We start from the raw sequence: 20196 nt of genomic DNA, 5'->3' as shown, positions 1-20196 counted from the left end.
AGAGGGGTACGACAACCGCTGGGGAGCTTCGTCACCGGATCGTCATGGCGTACGTCACTTCCGGTGGGCGCGGCCCGACCGGCGCACCTGGGCCCTCAGCCCCCGGTCACCGCGTCGGCGGCCCGGCGGTTCGCACCCCGGCGGGCGGCACGCAGCGGGCGCGGCGTGACGAGCCGTTCGACCAGCGCCAGCACGATCTCGACCAGCACGGCGAGCCCGGCCACGAGCACGCCACCGGCGAGGATCTGCCCGCCACCGGCCGCGATGTCCAGCCCGAACCCGGCCCGGATGATCTGGCCCAGCCCGCCGCCGTTGACGAACGAGGCCAGCGCCGCGGTCGCCACCACCTGCACGGCGGCCGTACGGAACCCGGCCGCCAGGTACGGCACGGCCAGCGGCAGTTCCACCCGGCGCAGCACCTGCCAGCCGGACAGCCCCATCCCCCGCGCGGCGTCCCGGGCCTCGGGGTCGGCCTGACGCACCCCCGTGTACGCGTTGGCGAGCAGCGGCGGCACCGCGAAGACGGCCAGCGCCACGATCACCGAGGGCCGGCCGAAGCCGAGGAAGGTCAGCGGAAGGATGGTCAGCAGCGCCAGCGTCGGGACGGCGAGCGTGACGTTCGCCACCATGACCACCAGCCCGCCGCCCCGCCCGGTGTGGCCGAGCCAGAGGCCGATCGGCCAGGCGACCAGGCAGCCCAACGCCACGGCGGCGGCGGAGAGGACGAGGTGCTCGCCGAGCCGGTCGAGGATGCCGCCCGGGTTGGTCCAGTTCAGCGGGTCGTTGAGCCAGACGATCGCCTGCCCGATCACACTCACGACGACCTCCGGGCGAGCCACGGGGTGAGCAGCCGGCCGACCCCCGCGAGGGCCAGGTCCAGCACGAGGGCCAGCAGGACGCAGAGCAGCGTCCCCGTCATGATCTGCGCCTTGTAGAAGTTGTTCTGGAAGCCCGCGAAGATCAACTGGCCGAGCCCGCCGCGACCGATGACGACACCTACCGTGACGAGCGCCACGGTAGAGACGGTGGCCAGCCGCAGACCGGTGAGGATGCCCGGCAGGGCGAGCGGGAGGTCGATCCGGAACAGCCGCGCCCACCGGCCGTACCCCATGCCCTCCGCCGCCTCCCGGACCTCGGGAGGCACCTGGGTCAACCCGGCGATCGCGTTGCGGACGATCACCAGCAGGGCGTAGAGCACCACCACGCTGAGCACGGTGACCGCGCCGATGCCCAGGTAGGGTGCGATGAACGCGAAGAGGGCCAGCGACGGGATGGTGTAGAACACGCCCGTGATCGCGAGGATCGGGCCGGCGAGCGGGCGGAACCAGTACGCCGCCACCGCCAGCGGCACCGCGATGAGGGCGGCGATCAGCACGGCGCGGGCGGTCAGCCAGGTGTGCTCGCGCAGCGCGGCGAGGAGCGTGTCAGAGTTGTCCCGCACGTACTGCCAGGAGAACCAGGGATTGCCCGGGTCGGCCCGGTAGCTCAGGCGGAAGGACATACGTGGACGTTACCCCGGAGGCCCCCGGCACCGGCGGGCGCGCGACCGGCGGTGAGCGGCGCGCGGCGTCGATCGCGCTGGAGGGCGTACGCAAGCGCTACCCGGACGGGACCGAGGCCGTACGCGAGCTGAGCCTCGACGTCAAGGCCGGCGAACTGGTCGTGCTGATCGGCCCGTCCGGCTGCGGCAAGTCCACGGTGCTCCGGATGATCAACCGGATGATCGAGCCCACCGGGGGCCGGATCCTCCTCGGCGACGAGGACGTGACCCGCGTCGACCCGGTACGCCTGCGGCGGCGCATCGGCTACGTCATCCAGAACGTCGGCCTCTTCCCGCACCAGACCGTCCGGGCCAACGTCGCGACCGTCCCCCGGCTGGTCGGCTGGTCCCGCGACCGCGTACGCGGGCGGGTGGACGAGCTGCTGGAGCTCGTCGGCCTCGACCCGGGCACGTTCGCCAGCCGCTACCCGCACGAGCTGTCCGGCGGGCAGCGGCAGCGGGTCGGCGTGGCCCGGGCGCTCGCCGCCGACCCGGTGGTGCTGCTGATGGACGAGCCGTTCTCGGCCGTCGACCCGATCGTCCGCACCCGGTTGCAGGAGGAGTTCCTGCGGTTGCAGGCCGAGGTGCGCAAGACGATCGTGCTGGTCACCCACGACCTCGACGAGGCGGTGCGGCTCGGCGACCGGATCGCGGTGCTCTCCGAGGGCGGCCACCTGGAGCAGTACGACACCCCGGCCGCCGTGCTGGGCGCGCCGGCCACCCCGTTCGTCCGCGAGTTCGTCGGCGCGGACCGCGGCATCCGCCGGCTGGTGGTCACGCCGCTGCGCCGGGAGATGCTCGAACCGGTGCCCGCGCACGACGCGCCGGCCGGCCCGGCCGTGCCCCTGGGCGGCTCGGCGTACGACGCGCTCGCCGCGCTGCTCACCTCGGACGCGCAGCGGGTGGTGGTGACCGACGGCGGCCAGCCGGTCGGGACGCTCGACCGGCAGCGCCTGTTCGAACTCATGTGAGCGGGGGGGCGGCTGCATCTCCGGTCGCGGAGGAGCGGCCGCCGGTGCGGCGGCTCAGGTGCGACGGTTCGGGCGCGGCGCCGCAGGTGTGGCGGCTCAGGCGCGGCCGCCGAGGCTGGCGGTGCCGACGACCCAGCCGGTGAGGAGGCCGTAGCTGCCGCCCTCCCCGGCCGTCTGCAACGCGCCGAGCATCGACGGCTCCGGCCCGAGCACCACGGCCACCAGGCCCGCGAGGCCGCCGGCCAGCACGTACGCCGCCCAGCCGGAGAAGAACTGGCTGAGCCCTCCCGGCACCCGGGCCGCCTGCCCGGCGGGCAGCAGGTAGAGCAGGGCCGCCGCGAAGATCACCAGCAGGATGGCCCGCAGGTCGGCCGCGAGCACCCCGCCGGCCTGGTCGCCGGCGTCGAACCGCCAGGCCGGCCAGGCGAGCACCCGCAGGTACCAGCCGCCGGCGGAGTTCGGGTCGGTGTGGGTGCCGGCCCAGCCGACGTACGCCGGGCAGCCGCCGACGGCGACGAGCACGAACGCGGCGAGCGCCCCCGTGCCGGCGGCCGTGCCGTACCGGCGGAGCGCACCCGTGGTGTTGGTGGGCGCCATGATGCTGTCCGTTCCCGGCCCGCCGTGGCGGCGGGCGGATGTGCGTGTGCCGGCCCGGTCAGTGCTTCATGAGGTAGTCGATGAAGGCGGCCCGGAGCAGCGGCGCCGACTCCTCGTAGCCGTGACCGGTCAGCTCCCGCCACAGGGCGGCGGCCTCGTCGACGGTCGGCCCGACGGAGTTCGGGGCGCCGTCGAGCACCGTGGCCTCGTCGGCGTTCGGCAGGTGCCGGAGCACCGACCAGAAGAAGCCCACGTCGCGCCGCTCCCGGGCCAGCGCGAAGGCCCGCTCCCGCAGTTCCTCGGTGGAGAGGGCGTCCAGCTCCTCGAACGATCGGCCGCCGGCGGGGGTGGCAGGTGTCTCGGTCATGCCGCCGAGCCTAACCGTCGAGATCACTCCCGGCCCGTCGGACGTGGCGTCGGACTCACCGGCCGTCGTCCCAGCGGCGCGGCTCGGTCTCCCAGCGGGACGACCGCCACGGGTCCATCGGGGAGTCGGTGGCGGGCGTGGGCAGCGTGGGCGGCCAGTCCTCGACCGGTCCGGACCCGTGCACCGCCCAGCCGGAGCTGAGCGGACCGTCGCCGGCCGGCTCCGGGGCCTCCGGCGCCGGGGATCCCGGGCGCCCGAACCGCTCGACCAGCCGGGTGACCACCAGCCCTACCCCGAGCGCCACGGCGCCGACCGCCCAGCGGCTCACCGTCCAGTCCCGCGCCTGCGCGTACGCGAGGAACGCCGACGTCAGGCCGACCGCGAACAGGGTGCCGAAGATCCCGCCGCGGCGGCCGTACGCGCTGGTGCCCGCGAGCAGCGCCACGCCGACGGCGAGCACCGTCCAGTCGAGGCCGGCGGTGGGGGCCACCGGCCCGGTGCCGTTCGCCGCGATGAGCACCCCGGCCAGCATGGCGAGCACGGTCGAGCCGACGAGCGCGGCCGAGGTGACCACCGCGGCCACCGCGCCTCGCCGCCGGGCCGGGTCGGCGACCGGGCGGAACCGGCCGACGAGCCGCCGGACGGCGCGGATGGCGCCGAACAGGCCGCCGAGCACGGCCACCGCCGCGAATCCGGCGCAGAGGTAGTACGCGTGCCGGCGCGGGTCGTACTCGCCCTGGACGAGGACCGGTTCGGCGCGGCGTTCGATGTACACGACGACGCCGGCCGCCCCGGCCAGGCTGGCCGCCCAGCCGGGCACGTGCAGCACCACGACGGCCAGCGCCAGCAGCAGCCCGGCCACGGCGGCGACCAGGGCCGCCGGGGCGACGGCGGCCACCACGCCACGGTCACCCTGCTCGGCGAAGTGCAGCGCCGCCGCGACGGCGACCGGCCCGATCGCCAGGTTCACGGCGGCGGTGCGCAGGCTCAGCCCGGCGGCGAGGACGAGCAGACCGAGCGCGACGACGTCGACCAGGAGCGACCGCAGGCCGGCGCCGCGCAGGACGTCCGGCGCGTCCCGCCAGAGCAGCCAGCCGAGTACGGCGAGGCCCACCAGCAGCACGACCTCCCAGCCGATGTGCACGGCGACGCGGTCCCGGCCCGGCTCACCGTGGTTCGGGTCGTCGAAGACGTTCTCGAGGACGGCGGCGGGTACCCCGGACGAGGGCTCGACGGACGTGTTCCGGCCCGGTTCGTCGTACCCCATGGCGCCTCCCCTGGCCCGCCGTCCAGGTCCGACGTTCGGCGGACCGACGGCGGCCGATGCTCTCCGGTCGGAGGCACGGTACTCGCGTGGCGAGCCGCACGTAACCCCCTGGCCAGCGCCGTGCCCCTCCCGGAGGCGGTCAGCGCTGGCCCGGGCGGCTCTCCCGGTCCTCGGGCTCGCGCTCGTCCTCCGGGCGTTCCGGCACCCGGCAGGACCGTTCGAGCCACAGGGCGGCGGCGACCAGCGCCAGCGACGCGAGCAGGCCGGCGCCCGCGGGCACCCGGTCCTCGGTGGCGGCGCGGGTGGACTCGACGAAGAGCCAGGCGGTCAACCCCGCGTAGAACCCGGCGAAGATGGCGCCGGCCAGCGAGGACGCCTTGGCGAGCACCACGAACCGGGCGACCATCAGCGGGTTGACGGCGGGACGCCCTGGCCGGCGCTCGATGCGCCCGCGGGTGTTGACCGCCGCGTACCCCTCGAGCACGGCGAGCCCGGCCAGCGTGACCACGGGCAGCCAGGGAAGCCGGGGGATGCCGGAGTAGTAGAAGCTGCTGATGAGCAACCAGGCCGCCGCGGCGGCGGCCAGACCGGCCACCACGAGGGTGGAGATCCGGGTCGGGCCCATCCGCGCGCGGTCCGGGCCCGTCCCGCCCGGGGGCGGGGACTGCGCCTGCGTCATGCCGGCCGGCTCCGCTGGGTCATGCCGTCGACTCTATCTCCAGATCCGGACGGGGGCGCAGTTCCTGCGCGTCGGCGGCCACCGGGCCGGCGACCAGCAGGTCGGTGAGCCAGCCGTGGCCGGGCAGCCGGCCGTACGGCTGGATGTCGATCCACGGCCGCAGCACGAACGCCCGCAGGTGGGCGCGGGGGTGCGGGAGGGTCAGCTCGGGGTCGTCGCTCCGCACCGGCTGGTCGTCGTCACCCCAGACCGCGATGACGTCCACATCGAGGGTGCGCGGCCCGTACCGTCGCTCCGGGTCGCGGGTCCGGCCGGCCGCGCGCTCCGCGGCCCGCGCCCGCTCCAGCCAGTCGTACGGCGTCGCGGCGGGGTCCTCGGCGAGCACCACGGCGTTGAGGTACGCGGGCTGGTCCGGGTCGCCCCACGGCGGCGTCTCGTACACACCGGACACGAGCCGCACGGTGTCGCCCAGCACGGCGACCGCGGAGCGCAGGTGGGCCAACCGGTCGCCGAGGTTGCTGCCGAGGGAGAGGACGGCGCGGGTCACCGGGCACGCGTCCGGGTCATGGTGACGGCCACGTCGGTGAAGGTGTGCGGCACCGGCGCCTCCGGCTTGTGCACGGTGACCGTGGCGCTCACCACCCGGGGGTCGGCGAGGCAGACGTCGAGCAGCCGGTCGGCGAGCGTCTCGATGAGGTTGCCCGGCTCGCCGCCGACCACGGCGACGAGGCGCTCGGCCAGTTCGCCGTAGTGGACGGTGTCGGCCACGTCGTCCGAGCGTGCGGCGGGGCCGAGGTCCAGGTCGAGCGCCACGTCCACGACGAAGTCCTGTCCGTTCACGCGTTCGAAGTCGTACACCCCGTGCCGTCCCCGCACCCGCAGGCCGGTCAGGGTGATCCGGTCGGTCACGCCTCCCCCTTCCGTACGGCCGTGCCGGCGGTGGCCGCCGGGACGAGGCGCGGGCTGCCCGTGGCCCGCCAGACGGCGAGCGCGTCGACCGTGGCGCGGACGTCGTGCACGCGTACGCCCCAGGCGCCGGCGGCCACGGCGAGCACGCTGGTGGCCACGGTGGCCGCCTCCCGCCCGTCGGTCGGTCGCGGTGTCCCGTCGGGCGCGGCGAGCAGCCGCCCCAGGTACGACTTGCGGCTCGCGCCGAACAGCAGCGGGTAGCCGAGGTCGAGCAACTCGGGCAGGCGGGCGCTGAGCTGCCAGTTGTGCTCGGCGGTCTTGGCGAAGCCGAGCCCCGGGTCGACGACGATGCGGTCGGCGGACACCCCCGCGCGGAGCGCGTCGTCGACGCGCTGGGCCAGTTCGGCCCGGACGTCGGTGACCACATCGCCGTAGACGGCCAGCTCGCGCATGGCACGCGAGTGCCCGCGCCAGTGCATGAGCACCCACGGGCAGCCGGCGTCACGCACGACCCGGGCCATGTCCGGGTCGGCCAGCCCGCCGGAGACGTCGTTGACCACCGCCGCACCGGCGGCCAGGGCCGCCTCGGCGACCCGGGCCCGGGTCGTGTCGATGCTGACCGGCACGCCCGCGGCGGCCAGCTCGCGGATGACCGGGAGCACCCGGCCGATCTCGGTGTCGGCGTCCACCCGGTCCGCGCCCGGCCGGGTGGACTCGCCTCCCACGTCGACGAGCTGCGCGCCGTCGTCGCGCAGACGGACGCCGTGTCCGACGGCGGCGTCGAGGTCGGCGTACCGTCCGCCGTCGGAGAAGGAGTCGGGCGTGACGTTGAGGACGCCCATCACCACCGGGGCCGGGGCCCGTACCAGATCGGTCACGACTAGACCGTACCGGTCCTCGTCGGGGCCTCCCGCGTCCCGGGTGGCGCCCGACCACAACGCCCCTGACATGCGGATTGGAACAGGTGTACGATCGGTCGTCCAGGTCGGATCGGGCAGTCTCTTCGCGGGTTGTCGCATTCCGGGGCGGCCCGTACGCTGTGGAATTGCCCAGCATCGAGATGGCGAGGTGTGGAGGGAGGGCCGAAGCGGGAACAATCCGCCCAAATCTCACCACCCTCCGTGGTGAGTAACGAACGCAGGGTCAAGACGCTGCGCCCGAACACGCACATTTCCCGCCACGCTCACCCACTGCACCGCCGCGGCGCCGCCGGCCGCGATTTGGGGAGGTTTCAGTGATCGCCATCGAGCTCATGGAGACGGCGTCGTCCGGCGTCGCCCACGCGCTCTCGACCCTGGCGTCGACTCCACTCGCCGAGCCGGCGCCGAAGGGCATCGACACCGAGGGTGTCGTCACGTTCTTCGCCAGCAAGATCGCGCCGATCCTGCTCGCCGTCCTCGGCGTCATCTTCATCGGCCGGGCCAGCCGCGGCGAGATCTCCAAGGTGTTGACCAGCTCCGCCATCGCGATCGTCGGGCTGGCCTTCATCGCCGGCGCGGCGACACTGTTCTTCGTCGGCGACTACCTGATCGACCTGATCTTCGAATAGGGCGCGGGCACGACATGCGGCTGCGCACCGACGACGACATCTACCGGGCACGCCTGGTCTACCTCGGGCCGCCCGGCTACACCCTTCCCGTCCACCTCCCGTACGCCCAGTACGGGCTCTTCATGCTGCTCGTCCCCCTCTACATGTTCATCCACTGGCTGTTCACGTTCCAGGTCGAGCTCTTCCCCGCGTGGGAGATCGCGCTCGCCATCGTGACCACGTCATTCGTCTTCCGGCACGTCGACCCGGACCGGCCGGCGCGGGCGGTCATCCGCACCGCGCTGACCGACTGGCGACGCACCCGGGAGCCCGCCACCGAGCAGCGCGACCCCCGCCTGGTCGGCAGCGGGATCAGGATCCGGGAGGAACTGGCATGACCGGGCGTACGCCGACGGGGCGGTCACACGACGCGGGTGAGGCGGTCGCATGAGTAGCTCTTCCACGCCGGGTTCCCCGGCCGGCCGTCCGGCCGCGCCGGGTGGTCACCGAGCGCGTTCGTTTGACTACGCAGAAGGCGACGAGCTGGACGAGGCGACCCTCGACCCGGCCCTCGCCACCTCACCCGGGCACGGCGGGGTGGGGGTCTTCCAGGCGCCCCGGCCGGTCGTGCGACGCACCCCGCCGGGCGCACCGTCGTCGCGCCTGCCGGACCAGACCTCGACGGGTACGGAGAGCCACGACATCGACTCGCCGTTCCTCGACCTCTTCGGATCCCCGCGCCCCGGCTCGGCCCGTCCGCTCGCGCCACCGCGCGACGCCGAGCGCGACCACCCGTCCATCCCGCAGCAGCCGGCCGCGGTCGACCCGCCATCCGCCGCCGGGCCGGCCGCCCCGCGCCTGCCCACGGCCGGCCGTGAGCGGCCCCCGGCGGCGCCGCCGGCGCTCGGCCCGGCTCCCGAGCACGCCGAGCCCACCGTGCGGTCGCGGGTGCCCCACCAGGCCGGTGACCGGCTGCCGGCGCGGCGGCCCCCGGTCGACCCCGAGCCGGTCGCGCCGTCGCGGAGCACGCCGGCACCGGCCGGTCCGCCCGTCACCGAGGCCGAGCCGGTGCCCGAACTCCGGCGGCCGGTGGAACGCGAACCGGCGCGGGCGCCCGGGCGGGAGGTCGTGCCACCCCGGCAGCGCGCCGTGGAGCGGCGGAACAAGCCGGTCAAGCCGGTGCGGGTGAAGCCACCGAAGATCAAGTTCGGCGACCGCGACCCGTCCGTCGAACTGGCGATCACCGAGATCGCCGGCCACCTGACCTTCACCCCGAACACCGTCACCGCCTGGTACTGGCTGCCCGAGGTGCGGTGGGCGTTCCGGCCGGACGCCGAGCGCGAGGCCCTGCTGTCGGCGATCGCCGAACAGTACGCGGGCCTCGCCGGCTTCCGGCTGCACCTGCGGCGCACCACCCGGCCGTTCCCCGCCGACGAGTGGGCCCGCACCCTCGACGCGCACACCGTCGCCCCGCTGCCCGACGTGCCCGGCACACCGAGCTGGGCCGACCACCTGGTCGCCGCGCAACGGCACCTGATGTCGGTGAACCACGCCGAAGGGCAGACGTACCTCGGTGTCACCTTCGCCCGCCGCTCCCTCGGCGACTCGCTGAGCGAGCGGCTGCTCCGCGTGTTCGGCCGCGGAGTGGCCGAGGCCGAGCGCCGCCGGTTGGGCCGGACGGTCGAGCAGTTCGACGAGGTGCTCGGCGCGTTCGGCATGCGCGGTCGCCGGGTGACCGCGGAGGAGCTGGAGTGGCTCCTCTACCGCTCGGTGGCGCTCTGCATGTCACCGCCCGGGGCGCTCTCCCCGGTGACCGACGGCCGGTGGGAACGCGGCGACCTGCTCGCCCTCACCGAGCAGGTCGAGCGCTACCGGACGCCGTACGGCTCCACCGTGAAGCTGGTCAACCGGATGACCGGCGAGGAGCGGCACGTGGCGGTGCTGGCCGTGGGCCGGATGGAGCCGCTGGAGATCCCCGAACGGCACGAGCCCTGGCTGCACTTCCACGAGCGCCTGCCCTGGCCGATGGAGCTGTCCACCCGGGTCGACATCCTGGGCCCGAACGACTCCTTCCGGAACCTCGAGCACCGCCTCCGGATGATCCGCTCCCAGCAGCTCGACTACGCCGAGCACGGCATCGACGCCCCGCCGGAGCTGGAGCGGCTCGCCAAGCGGGCGCTCGTGATCGGCGACGAGATGACGACCGGGCTGCCGGTCGACTCGGCGCGGGCGCACGGCTGGCACCGGATCGCCGTGGGGGGCCGGACCCGGGAGGAGTGCCTGGAGCGCGCCCGGCGGCTCATCCAGCTCTACTCCCGGGAACTGCGCATCTCGCTGCAACACCCGAAGAACCAGGACTGGCTGGCGCGCGAGTTCATCCCCGGTGAGCCCATCGCCAACACCGGATACGTCCGCCGCATGCCGGTGTCCCTCCTCGCCGCCGCGCTGCCGCAGGCGGCGTCCACGGTCGGCGACCGGCGCGGCGACCTGATCGGCCGCACGGCGGGCACCTGCCGGCGGCCCGTCTTCCTGGACCTGCACTACCCCATGGAGGTCCGCGAGCGGTCCGGGCTCGCCGTCTTCGTGGCCGAGCCGGGCGGCGGCAAGTCGACCCTGCTCGGCGCGCTCGGCTACCTGGCGGCCCGGCGGGGCGTCCAGGTGACGCTGCTCGACCCGTCCGGCCCGCTGGCCCGCCTGTGCGCCATGCCGGAGCTGAAGCCCTACGCCCGGGTGCTGAACCTGACCGGTTCGGAACACGGCACCCTGGCGCCGTACGCGCTCATCCCGACGCCGCGACGCAGCGAGTTCGGCACCGGCGCGACCGGTGACCGGGAGTTCGAGATCGCGATCTCCAACGCGCGGGCCGAGCGCCGGATGCTGGTGCAGGACATCTGCATGATGCTCGTGCCGCCGCAGGTGGCCCGCGAGGCGTCCACCGCCACGCTGTTCCGGCACGCCGTACGCCAGGTGCCGGCCGAGGAGACGTCCACCCTGGACGACGTGGTGACCACGCTCAGCCAGCTCGACGACGACGCCGGCCGGGAACTCGCGAACCTCCTGCTCGACACCGCCGAGATGCCGTTGGCGATGCTCTTCTTCGGCCGGCCGCCGGAGGGCATGCTCGGGCCGGACGCGGCGCTCACCGTCATCACCATGGCCGGCCTCCGCCTGCCCGATCTCAAGATCGAGCGCGAGTACTGGTCGGCCGAGGAGGCGCTCGCCCTGCCGATGCTGCACACGGCGCACCGGCTAGCGGTACGCCGCTGCTACGGCGGCTCGATGTCCTCCCGGAAGCTGGTGGGCCTCGACGAGGCGCACTTCATGGAGGGCTGGCGCTCCGGCCGGTCCTTCCTCGTCCGCCTCGCCCGGGACTCCCGCAAGTGGAACCTCGCGGCGCTCGTCGCCTCCCAGAACCCGCGCGACATCCTCGGCCTCGACGTGCAGAACCTCGTCTCGACCGTCTTCGTCGGCCGCATCGCCGAGGACAACGAGATCGCCTCCGAGGCGCTCCGGCTGCTGCGGGTGCCGGTCAACGACGGGTACGAGGCCACCCTCGCCACACTCTCCACCGCCGACGCCACATCGGCCACCCGGCTCGGCTTCCGCGAGTTCGTCATGCGCGACGTCGACGGGCGGGTCCAGAAGGTCCGGGTGGACGTGTCGTACGTCGACGGGCTGCTGGACCACCTCGACACCACGCCCGCCGCCATCGCCGCGGCGGCCGGTGTGCTGCCGAGCGTCCCCCTGCCGGATCTGGAGGCGTGACATGGCGAGGGCCCGGGCACGGATCACGGCGTTCCTGCTCGCGCTCGGCGTACTGGCCGGGGCCACGATCGCCTTTCCGCTGATCGGCGGCGGCCCCGCGTACGCCGCCCCGGTCACGGCCCAGGCGGCGGCCGACCTCTGCTCGACGCAGGAGTGGCAGGCGGACTTCCGCGCCTGCGTGAAGCGCCTCCAGCAGGTCGCCGAGTCGCAGGCCAACTGCTGGAAGCCGCCGACGCCGACCGCTCCCGACTCCGGGCTCGCGGGCTGGTTCGCCTCCCAGCCGGAGTCCTCGACGCAGCCCGGCCCGAAGGGCTACTACAGCGACTACGGCTACGCCGGCTACAGCTACACCACCTACCGCGTCGACGGCGGGTGCGCGTCCACTCTCCTGCACCCGGACTACAAGTTCAGCAACACCGTCGCCAACGGCGAGTTCATGCTCGCGACGGCGATCGTGGGCGCCTCGAACGCCCTCCGGGAGCGCGCGTGGGATCCCCGCACCATGTGGAGTTGGGCCGACCCACTGGTGGAGCAGGCGACCAAGGCCATCTACCAGAAGGTGTTCAGCGTCTTCGGCATCGTGACGCTCTGCGTCGTCGGGTTGTACCTGCTCTGGCGGTCGCGCCAGTCGGACATGAGCAACGCGATGACCACGGCGGGCTGGGCGCTGCTGGTCATGGTCGCCGTGACCGCGCTGGCCGCCTGGCCCGTGAAGTCCGCCAACCTCGCCGACAACTCACTGATCACCACCCTGGGCGTGGTGCACGACGCGATCGGCCCTTCTTCCCGCACCACGCCGCCAGACAGGTGCGCACTGCCGAACCCGGATGCCTGCGTCGACAAGCGCCCTCCCGCCGTCCGTGCGAGCGACACGGCCGCCGAGACGATGCTCTACCGCAACTGGCTGCGTGGCGTGCTGGGCTCGGCGGACAGCGAGACCGCGAAGAAGTACGGCCCCGCGCTCTACGACGCGAAGTCGCTCACGTGGGAGGAGGCGGAGAAGATCCGGGCCAATCCCGAGACCCGGACCGCCACCATCCAGGCCAAGCAGCAGCAGTGGATGACCGTTGCCGCGCAGATCGAGAAGGAGGACCCGGAGGCGTACGAGTACCTCCAGGGAGTGCGGGACATGGACCGCGTGGGCGCCGGCTTCATCGCGGTCCTGGCCTCGCTGCTCTTCGCGATGTTCGACCTCACCGCGTCGCTGCTCGTGCTGCTCGGCTTCCTGATCTTCCGGTGGGCGGTGGTCGCCGCGCCGATCCTCGGCACGGTCGCCCTGTTCCGGCCGGCCAGCGCCGGTCTGCGCCGGCTCGGGAACGCCGTGGTCGCCGCGATCTTCAACATCGCCATCTTCGGCACCGGAGCCGCCGTCTACCTGTTCGCGGTCGATCTGATCATGAGGACCCCCACGCTGCCCGGCTGGCTCCAGGTGGTGCTCGTGTGGCTCTGCGGTGTGGTCGGCTGGCTCCTGCTGCGTCCCTACCGCCGGATCACCCAGCTCGGCGGCAAGGACAGCAGTGAGGTGGTCAGCTCCGCCGGGTCCTGGCACCGCCGGTTCTTCCGGGACATGCGGACCGCGGCCCGGCTCGACGTGGCGGAGCCCGGCGGAACGGCCGAGCCCACCATGGGGCGGCGGAAGGCGGTCGTGGCGGAGCCGACGAGACTCCGGCCGGAGGCTCGGCACGAGGACCCGGTGCACACCTCTCCCAGCGGCGGTGGGCGGCGTCCGGACGGTCGCGAGCGCGCCGACGGTGCGCCCGAGCCGGACGAGGGGCCGACCCCTCGTCCGCCGGCACCCCGGCAACGCCGCCAGCCGGCCACGTGGACGGAGCCGGACGTGCCCGAGGAGAGCCCGTCCTTCGTCGTCTACCGTCCCGGCTCGACGGAACGGACACCACCCGACCGGCGCGCGCCGCGCGTCCGCTCCGAGGCACGGTGAGCGCCGTGCGGCGGGCCGTCGAGTTCCTGGTCGGCCGGGTGCTGCGCTCCCGCCTCGGGATCGCGCTCGCCCTCGCCGTCGTGGTGTTCGGGATCGTCGGCGCGGCCCGGCTCCTCGCCGGTCCGGGCGATCCCACCCTCGGGCTGAGCAACCGGCCGAACGGACCCATCACCACCGTGCCGCCGACCGCCGGCGACGACGGGCTGGTGGGCCGCGACGCGCCGCCCTCCCCCGTAACCCGTCCCGGGGAGCGCACGCCCGAACAGACCGCCGAACGGTTCGTCGCGGCGTGGCTCGGTGAGCCGGGGATGACCCCCGAACGGTGGCGCGAGGGCATGCGGCCGCTGTCGACGTCCGCGCTCACCGAGAAGCTGGCCGGTGCGGTGCCGGGCGACGTTCCGGCGCGGCAGATGACGGACGAGGTGGTCCTCCGACCCCGGACCGAGACGTTCGTCGAGGCGCTGGTTCCCCTCGACACGGGCCGGCTCCGGCTGGAACTCCTGGCGTCCGACGGGCGCTGGTTGGTCGACGCGGTGGACTGGGAGCAGGAATGAGCGGCGAGAGGGTGCCCCGGCGTCGACGCAGGCCACTCCGCGCGTTGGCCGCCGCGCTCACCGTCGGGCTGGGGCTGCTCTGCTGCACCGGGGGCACGGCGGCGTTCTTCCTCACCGAGCTCGGGGGCGATTCCGCCGAATCGATGACGCCCATGAGCCTCGAGTGCACCGGCGACTTCCGCGTCGACGTGACCGGGGACATGCCACGGATGGCCGACTACGGGGAGAGCCAGCTCCGGAACGCCGCGAAGATCATCGGCGTCGGTCAGGAGATGAAGGTGCCCGCGCGGGGCTGGGTCGTCGCGGTGGCGACCGCCATGCAGGAGTCCGGGCTGCGCAACCTCGCGAACCGGACCGTCGCGGAGTCCCAGGACCTGCCCAACGAGGGCGTCGGCGCCGACCACGACTCGGTCGGCCTGTTCCAGCAGCGGGCCTCCTGGGGCAGCGTGAAGCAGCGGATGACCCCCGAGTACGCCGCCCGGAAGTTCTACGAGAAGCTGCTCACCGTCCCCGGCTGGGAACAGCTGCCGCTCAGCGTGGCCGCGCAGAAGGTGCAGGTGAGCGCCTTCCCCGACGCCTACGCGAAACACGAGACCGTGGCGTCCCAGATCGTCGACGCCCTCGCCGGCGGCGCGGCGCGGACGACGATGGTCGCCAACCGGCAGACCTGCGACGCCGCCTCCGGCAAGAGGGTCGCGGCATCCGGGTGGACCGCGCCGATCGCCGGCGCCGTCGGCTCCGGATTCCGGACCGCGCAGCGCCCGGGCCACGACGGAGTCGACATCGGCGCCAAGAAGGGCACGCCCATCCACGCCGCCGCGTCCGGCCGGGTGCTGGTGGCGCGGTGCGATCCCGACAACAGCGGGCGCGAGAGCTGCGACGTGGACGGCTACCCAGGCAAGGGCGGCTGCGGGTGGTTCGTCGACATCCTGCACCCCGATGAGCGCTCCGGCGGCATCGTCACCCGCTACTGCCACATGGTGACGCGGCCCCGCGTCCATCCCGGACAGACCGTCGCCGCCGGTGAGGTCATCGGCGAGGTCGGCAGCAGCGGCAACTCCTCGGGCCCGCACCTGCACTTCGAGGTGCACGAGGACGGCGACCGCAGCGCCCGCAGCGCCATCGACCCGGTGCCGTTCATGCGTTCGCGGGGCGCCCCCCTCAAGGCGGAATGACATCCTCGGTGCCATGACAGAACGACTGCCCGATCCGTTCGCCGACCGTCCGGACTGGGCACCCCGGCCGCCGCGGCCCGTCGAGATCGTGCCGGCCACCGGCCGGGTCGCGCTGCGCGGCCGGCGGGTGCAGGTCGGGTTGCCGGGCCTCGGGTGGCGCGGCGACCTGCGGGCGGACGACCGCGTGGTGCAGGGAAGCCGGACGTACGTCCCGGTCATCCCGGAGCACGAGTGGTACCGGGCCGAGATCGAACAGGTGGAGGTCTTCGCTCCCCTGATCCCGGTGGAGCGGGTGTGGGTCGAGACCATCGGTACGCGCCCGGCCGAACCGGCCCGGCCGGCGGTCGGCCTCCGCCTCGTGTCGCTCGACGGCCCGAGCCACCGGGATCCCATTCCGGTCGTCGACGCGGACTCGGTGGCCGGCCGGCGCGTCGTCCACGTGGTCGACTCCGTCGAGCACCGCGATCTGCGCGCCGTCACCGAAACCTACTCGGGCGCCGACGGCGACATCTGCGTGCGGATCACGTCCGAGGTCGACTGGTACCGGTGGGCGTGGCGCGGACAGGCTCCCTCCACTCTGGAGGTTCCGGTCCACCTCCTGTGGATCGAGTGAGATCAGCTCGACCGCACTGCCCCACACACGCGCCAGTCGTCGTCTAGGTCTGTGGTGAACGTCCAGGATTGCCTGTCGCTCTGAATGATGCCGTCCACGCTCGCGGAAACGGTCAGGTTGACCTGCACGTCCGCACGATCCCCGTGCCGTTGCACATCGAGACGCCCCCAGCTCACGGTGATCGGAACCTTGAATCGCTCCTCTCGCCCGGCAAGGTCATCCCGCAACGATCGGAGTTGATCGAGCTGCCCGCTGCTCTCGCAGACGAACTGATCGGCGCGCACGTCGTTTCGATCCACGAGGAACGCACGGAGGTAGTTGTCCACGACGACGTCGGGGGCGCTGCGGTCGGGGGCGGTGGCGCGGTCGTACAGCACGTAGCCGGTGACGGCGCCGCCGAGGCAGAGCAGTGCGACGACCCCGGCGACCACGGTGAGGACGGTGCGTACGCGACGGCGTGGCCGCTCGGGCGCCGGGGCCGCGGGGGCGGGTGGCAGCTGCTCGGAGGGGGGCCGCTGCGCCGGTACGCGGGAGACCTGGGAACCGGCGGGGGGCTGCACTGATTCCACCTCCTGAGGCTATCGGTCGGGGGCCGCGTACCCAATGCCCCAGATGCCGCGGATCGGGCCGGTCCGCTACCCCGAGTGAGATCCCCAACGACACCCCCGCACCTCCCGGGGTACCGGCCTCACCTGGGATACCGTCTCTGCTCGGGGAGGTTGCCAACCTCGGCTAGAGGGGGTGGACGCGGTGGCCGGTCCGAAGGCACGGACGAACCGCGCCGCCGCACTGCACCGTCGGGCCGCCGCCACCGCGGCCGCCGCGGCGGGCATCCTCGACGAGATCCGCCCGGCCCCCGCCGACCAGCGCCGCCAGTACGAACTCGCCGACCGTCTGCGTACGGTGGCGGCCGTCGTGGCGCCGGGCTGGGCCGGTGCTCCCCTGGACACGCTCGCCCCTGACGCGCCTCCCGGTGAGGGCGCGCCGCCCTTCGTGCGGGTCGGCACCGCCGCGCCCCTGGACGACGCCCGCTTCCCCGCGCTGGTGCCGCTGGTGGGCTCCGGCCACCTCAGCGTCGACACCGACGCGCGGGACCCCCGGGTGGCGGGGCTGCTCCGCACCGTCCTGCTCCGTACGCTCGCCGCCACGCCGGCCGGCGCGCTGCTGGTACGGGCCGTGGACGCCGAGGGTGGGACGCTGGCGCCGTTCGCCGCGCTGGCCGACGCCGGCCTGCTCCCGCCGCCGGCCGTGGACGTACCCGGGTTGCGGGCGGTGCTGACCGAGGCCGAGCAGTGGGTGGCACCGGGCGCGAGCGGCCGGCGCCGGCACGATCGCACGCTGCTGCTCGTGATCGCCGCCCTGCCCGAGTCGACCGGGCCGACCGACCTGTCCCGGATCGAGGCGCTGGCCGAGCAGGGACCGTCGGCGGGGCTGCACCTGGTCGTGGCGGGCTGGGCGGGCCCCGGCCCGTACGCGAACCGCTCGCCGCTGCCCCGCGCCACCACGCTCGCCCTGCGCAACGCGTACGCGCTGCTCGGCGACCCGCCGGGCACGTCGTTCACCAGTCCCGGCGCAGACGCGGCGGGCGGGCTGAACTCGCCGGTCTTCGTCGAGGCGGACCCGCCGGCCGACCTGGTGGACGCGGTGTGCCGGCGGCTGGCCGCGCAGGTCGAGGCGGGTTCCCGGCTGGCGCTGGCCGACCTGCTGCCGCCCACCGGCGACGCGCTCTGGTCGGGGGACTCGACGGACGGCCTGACCACCACCGTGGGCGACGCCGCCGGCCGGCCGGTGCCGCTCGGGTTCACCGAGTTGACCCCGCACTGGCTCGTCAGCGGGCGCTCCGAGGGCGGGCGGTCGGCGTTCCTCACCACCGCGCTGCTGGGCCTGACCGCCCGGTACGGCCCGGACGAGCTGGCGCTCTACCTCGCGGACCTCGGCGAGGGTGACTCCTTCGTGGAGTTCCTCCAGACCGAGCGGGACCGCTCGTGGGTACCGCAGGTGCGGGCGGCCGCGATGACCGCCGACCGGGAGTACGTGCGGGACCTCCTCGAACAGCTCGCAACCGAGGTCCGCCGCCGCGAGGAGGCCGGGCGTCGGACGGGCGGGCAGCGCTTCACCGAGCTCCGGCAGCACATGCCGCTGCCGCGCATCGTGTGCGTGGTCGACAACCTGCCGCTGCTCTTCGCCGAGCGGGACCGGCTCGCCGCCGACGCCGCGGCCCGCATCGAGGCGCTGGCGCGGTCCGGCCGGGCGTACGGCGTACACCTGCTGCTCGCGGGCGCCGGTGACCTCGGCCTGCCCGGCCGGTCGGAGGCCGGCCACCGGGACTCGCTGCTCGGGCAGTTCCCGGTCCGCGTGGCGCTGCCCGGCGGTGGTGCGGTGCTGGAACCGACGAACGACTCGGCGGCCGGCCTGCCCGTGGGCAGTGCCGTGGTGAACACCGCCGGTGGGCTCGGCGGCCCCCGCGGCGCGGTACGCGGGCACGAGCGGCTGGTGCGGTACCCGGACCCGCAGGACGAGCCGGAGACGGTGGAGCGCCTCCGCCACGAGCTGTGGGCGGCCCGGCCGGAGGGCAGCGTCCCACCGGTGGTCTTCGCCGGGTATGCCCAGCCGCTGCTGCGCAACGATCCCCGGTACCGTCTCGCGCTCGCGGGGCGGGCGCACGCGCCGGCGGCCCTGCTGGGGCGGGCGGTGGACGTCGGCCGGACCACTGCGGCCGTACCGCTCGGCCCGGCGGCGGGGCGGAACCTGGCCGTCCTGGGTCCCGGACCCGGCGCGGCGCGGTTGCTGGCGACCGCCGCACGCAGCACCGCCGCCCACCATCCGCCGGGCACCGCGCGCTTCGTGATCGCCGCCCCCGACCAGGAAGCCCGGCCGCTGGCCGAGGCGCTGGCCGCCGAACTGGCCGCGCGGCAGGCAGCCACCGTGGTCGACGTCGGGGACCTGCTCACGGCCGCGGCCGACACGGACCCGGCCGCCGCGACGGGAGCCGCCGGCATCGCGACGGCCGGGGTCACCACGACGGCAGCCACCGGGACGCTGACGGACGACGCCGCCGCGGCGGCGGTCGCGGGCGCGACCGGGGCCCGCAGCGGCTCGGACGGGCCCGCGTGCGGGGACGGGCCGTCCGAGCCGGGGTGCGCGGCCGAGCCCACGTACCTGGTGGTCTTCGGGCTGGACCGGGTCGCCGCGGAGGAGCTTCCCGTCGAAGAGCTGCGGACGCTGCTGCGCGAGGGCCCGCCGGCGGGTCGGCACCTGCTCGGCTGGTGGCGGGTGGTGCCGCCGTTCGCCGCGCTCCTCGGGCCGGAGGACGGCGTCGACAAGCTGGCCGCCGTGGCCGCCGTCGACGTGCCCGGCGCGCAGCTCGCCGCCGTCTTCCACCGTCCGGTGGAGTGGCGGCCGCGCCCGGGACGGGTGGTGCTCTGGGACGGACCCGACGAGCGGGGTGTCGTCCTGGTGCCGTTCGCCGAGGAGGAGCCGCGATGACCGGAGGCACGGGACGGAAGCCGGGCACGGCGACCCGGAGGCCGCCGGGTCCGGCCGGCCCGGGCCGGCAGCGGACGGGTGGGCAGCGCGAGGCGGTGCCGTCGCCCACGGCGGCGGCCGACGCGGCCGTGGCCGCCTGGCAGGACTACCTCGCGGCCGCGCGGCAGCTCGACGGGGTACGCCGGGCCGCGGCGGCTGCCGCCGGTGAGCAGGCCCGGTCCGTCCAGGAGGCCCGGGAGGAGCTGACCGAGGTACGCGCCCGGCTCGCCGCCCAGCAGACGCGGCTGCGGGAGCGGGGCGTACCGCCGATCTCGCTGGTGCCGTCGCCGCCGGAGCTGTCGGAGGAGGCCCGGGCGATGGCCGGTGGGCTGGCCACGGTCCTCGCGGCGCTGCGCGGCGCCCGCGACCGCCTGGACTCCGCCGACGCGGCCCTCGTCGCCCGTTACCCGTTGCGCCCGGCGAGCTGGTCCGCCCGCCCGCGCAACCTCCTGGTGTACGGGCCGCTGGCCGTGCTCGTGCCGCTGATCCAGGTCGTCGTGTACGTCGCCACCGGCGCCGGCCCCGCGACCGTGGCCGCGCTCATCTGCGGGCTGCCGATGCCGGCGGTCGCGTTCGTGGCCGGCTGGCTCGGCGTCGGCCGACTGTTCCCGCCGGCCCAGGGCGGGAGGGTGGACCGGACACCCCGTTTCGGCGCGCTGGTGTGCCTCGTGCCGGCGGTGCTCGTCACCGCGGGGCTGCTGCTCGCCATGCTGGCCGGCTGAGCAGGGCCGCGAGCGGCGCGGCCGACCGCCCGGGATCGAGCGACA

Annotated in this window: 19 protein-coding genes and 2 pseudogenes; 11 read left to right on the top strand and 10 right to left on the bottom strand. The window is 74.7% G+C overall.

The features are described 5' to 3' along the window. Positions 1-95: 95 nt before the first annotated feature. Both D7I43_RS18950 and D7I43_RS18945 read right to left on the bottom strand, forming a co-directional pair. Positions 96-818, bottom strand: a complete 723-nt coding sequence (locus D7I43_RS18950) for an ABC transporter permease (RefSeq protein WP_120329865.1) — start codon at positions 816-818, stop codon at positions 96-98. Then, entirely contained in the window at positions 815-1501 is a 687-nt protein-coding gene (locus tag D7I43_RS18945; RefSeq protein ID WP_120329864.1) for an ABC transporter permease, read from the bottom strand. Before D7I43_RS18945 ends, D7I43_RS18950 begins: the two co-directional genes overlap by 4 nt. A 2-nt stretch (positions 1502-1503) precedes the next feature. Here D7I43_RS18945 and D7I43_RS18940 point away from each other — a divergent pair, with 2 nt between their 5' ends. Next, a complete protein-coding gene (locus tag D7I43_RS18940; protein WP_120329863.1) occupies positions 1504-2511 on the top strand; it encodes an ABC transporter ATP-binding protein in 1008 nt (335 codons plus the stop codon). A gap of 96 nt (positions 2512-2607) precedes the next feature. Here the strand turns inward: D7I43_RS18940 and D7I43_RS18935 are convergent, their stop codons facing one another. From D7I43_RS18935 to folP, 7 genes are all read right to left on the bottom strand, one after another. Further along, on the bottom strand, positions 2608-3108 hold the full coding sequence (locus tag D7I43_RS18935; RefSeq protein WP_120329862.1) for a hypothetical protein: 501 nt from the start codon (positions 3106-3108) through the stop codon (positions 2608-2610). 58 nt (positions 3109-3166) lie between these two features. After that, positions 3167-3475, bottom strand: a complete 309-nt coding sequence (locus D7I43_RS18930; protein ID WP_120329861.1) for a hypothetical protein — start codon at positions 3473-3475, stop codon at positions 3167-3169. 55 nt (positions 3476-3530) lie between these two features. Next, positions 3531-4742, bottom strand: coding sequence for an ABC transporter permease (locus D7I43_RS18925; RefSeq protein ID WP_120329860.1), 1212 nt, complete (start codon positions 4740-4742; stop codon positions 3531-3533). A 139-nt stretch (positions 4743-4881) separates the two neighbouring features. Next, the gene (locus D7I43_RS18920) at positions 4882-5421 is read right to left on the bottom strand and encodes a DUF3180 domain-containing protein (RefSeq protein WP_120329859.1); all 540 of its coding nucleotides are present in this window, start codon (positions 5419-5421) and stop codon (positions 4882-4884) included. A 19-nt stretch (positions 5422-5440) separates the two neighbouring features. Continuing rightward, positions 5441-5968, bottom strand: coding sequence for a 2-amino-4-hydroxy-6-hydroxymethyldihydropteridine diphosphokinase (gene folK / locus D7I43_RS18915; RefSeq protein ID WP_120329858.1), 528 nt, complete (start codon positions 5966-5968; stop codon positions 5441-5443). Continuing rightward, positions 5965-6330, bottom strand: coding sequence for a dihydroneopterin aldolase (gene folB / locus D7I43_RS18910; protein ID WP_120329857.1), 366 nt, complete (start codon positions 6328-6330; stop codon positions 5965-5967). The genes folK and folB overlap by 4 nt, the downstream gene beginning before the upstream one ends. Further along, complete coding sequence (folP, locus tag D7I43_RS18905; protein ID WP_120329856.1) at positions 6327-7208, bottom strand: dihydropteroate synthase; 882 nt, start codon at positions 7206-7208, stop codon at positions 6327-6329. Before folP ends, folB begins: the two co-directional genes overlap by 4 nt. Before the next feature lie 356 nt (positions 7209-7564). Here folP and D7I43_RS18900 point away from each other — a divergent pair, with 356 nt between their 5' ends. Genes D7I43_RS18900 through D7I43_RS18870 form a run of 7 tightly spaced genes read left to right on the top strand, consistent with a single transcriptional unit; the run spans position 7565 to position 15904 of the window. After that, positions 7565-7879 (top strand): hypothetical protein, encoded by a 315-nt coding sequence (locus tag D7I43_RS18900; RefSeq protein ID WP_120329855.1) that lies wholly within the window; start codon positions 7565-7567, stop codon positions 7877-7879. A 14-nt stretch (positions 7880-7893) separates the two neighbouring features. Continuing rightward, positions 7894-8256: a hypothetical protein gene (locus D7I43_RS18895; protein WP_120329854.1), complete on the top strand. Its 363-nt coding sequence runs from the start codon at positions 7894-7896 to the stop codon at positions 8254-8256. 49 nt (positions 8257-8305) lie between these two features. After that, on the top strand, positions 8306-11623 hold the full coding sequence (locus tag D7I43_RS18890; RefSeq protein ID WP_120329853.1) for an ATP-binding protein: 3318 nt from the start codon (positions 8306-8308) through the stop codon (positions 11621-11623). 1 nt (position 11624) lies between these two features. Further along, positions 11625-13562, top strand: a complete 1938-nt coding sequence (locus tag D7I43_RS18885) for an MFS transporter (RefSeq protein WP_120329852.1) — start codon at positions 11625-11627, stop codon at positions 13560-13562. Continuing rightward, positions 13559-14116: a hypothetical protein gene (locus tag D7I43_RS18880; protein ID WP_120329851.1), complete on the top strand. Its 558-nt coding sequence runs from the start codon at positions 13559-13561 to the stop codon at positions 14114-14116. The genes D7I43_RS18885 and D7I43_RS18880 overlap by 4 nt, the downstream gene beginning before the upstream one ends. Continuing rightward, positions 14113-15291 (top strand): M23 family metallopeptidase, encoded by a 1179-nt coding sequence (locus tag D7I43_RS18875; RefSeq protein WP_120329850.1) that lies wholly within the window; start codon positions 14113-14115, stop codon positions 15289-15291. The genes D7I43_RS18880 and D7I43_RS18875 overlap by 4 nt, the downstream gene beginning before the upstream one ends. A gap of 13 nt (positions 15292-15304) precedes the next feature. After that, entirely contained in the window at positions 15305-15904 is a 600-nt protein-coding gene (locus D7I43_RS18870; RefSeq protein WP_120329849.1) for a hypothetical protein, read from the top strand. 2 nt (positions 15905-15906) lie between these two features. Here the strand turns inward: D7I43_RS18870 and D7I43_RS18865 are convergent, their stop codons facing one another. Beyond that, positions 15907-16464, bottom strand: coding sequence for a hypothetical protein (locus tag D7I43_RS18865; RefSeq protein WP_120329848.1), 558 nt, complete (start codon positions 16462-16464; stop codon positions 15907-15909). 181 nt (positions 16465-16645) lie between these two features. Here D7I43_RS18865 and D7I43_RS18860 point away from each other — a divergent pair. The 3 genes and pseudogenes from D7I43_RS18860 to D7I43_RS18850 form a co-directional block, all read left to right on the top strand. Then, positions 16646-18880, top strand: a pseudogene (locus tag D7I43_RS18860) (FtsK/SpoIIIE domain-containing protein); the annotation flags it as partial. 129 nt (positions 18881-19009) lie between these two features. After that, positions 19010-19309 (top strand): annotated as a pseudogene (locus D7I43_RS34405) (hypothetical protein); the annotation flags it as partial. A gap of 77 nt (positions 19310-19386) precedes the next feature. After that, positions 19387-20151, top strand: a complete 765-nt coding sequence (locus tag D7I43_RS18850; RefSeq protein WP_240033034.1) for a hypothetical protein — start codon at positions 19387-19389, stop codon at positions 20149-20151. Positions 20152-20196: the final 45 nt, after the last annotated feature.

It is taken from the genome of Micromonospora globbae (assembly GCF_003610785.1).
Lineage (GTDB): Bacteria > Actinomycetota > Actinomycetes > Mycobacteriales > Micromonosporaceae > Micromonospora > Micromonospora globbae.
The sequence above is the reverse complement of the archived record's forward strand: the minus strand, read 5'-3'. Positions and strand labels throughout refer to the sequence as shown.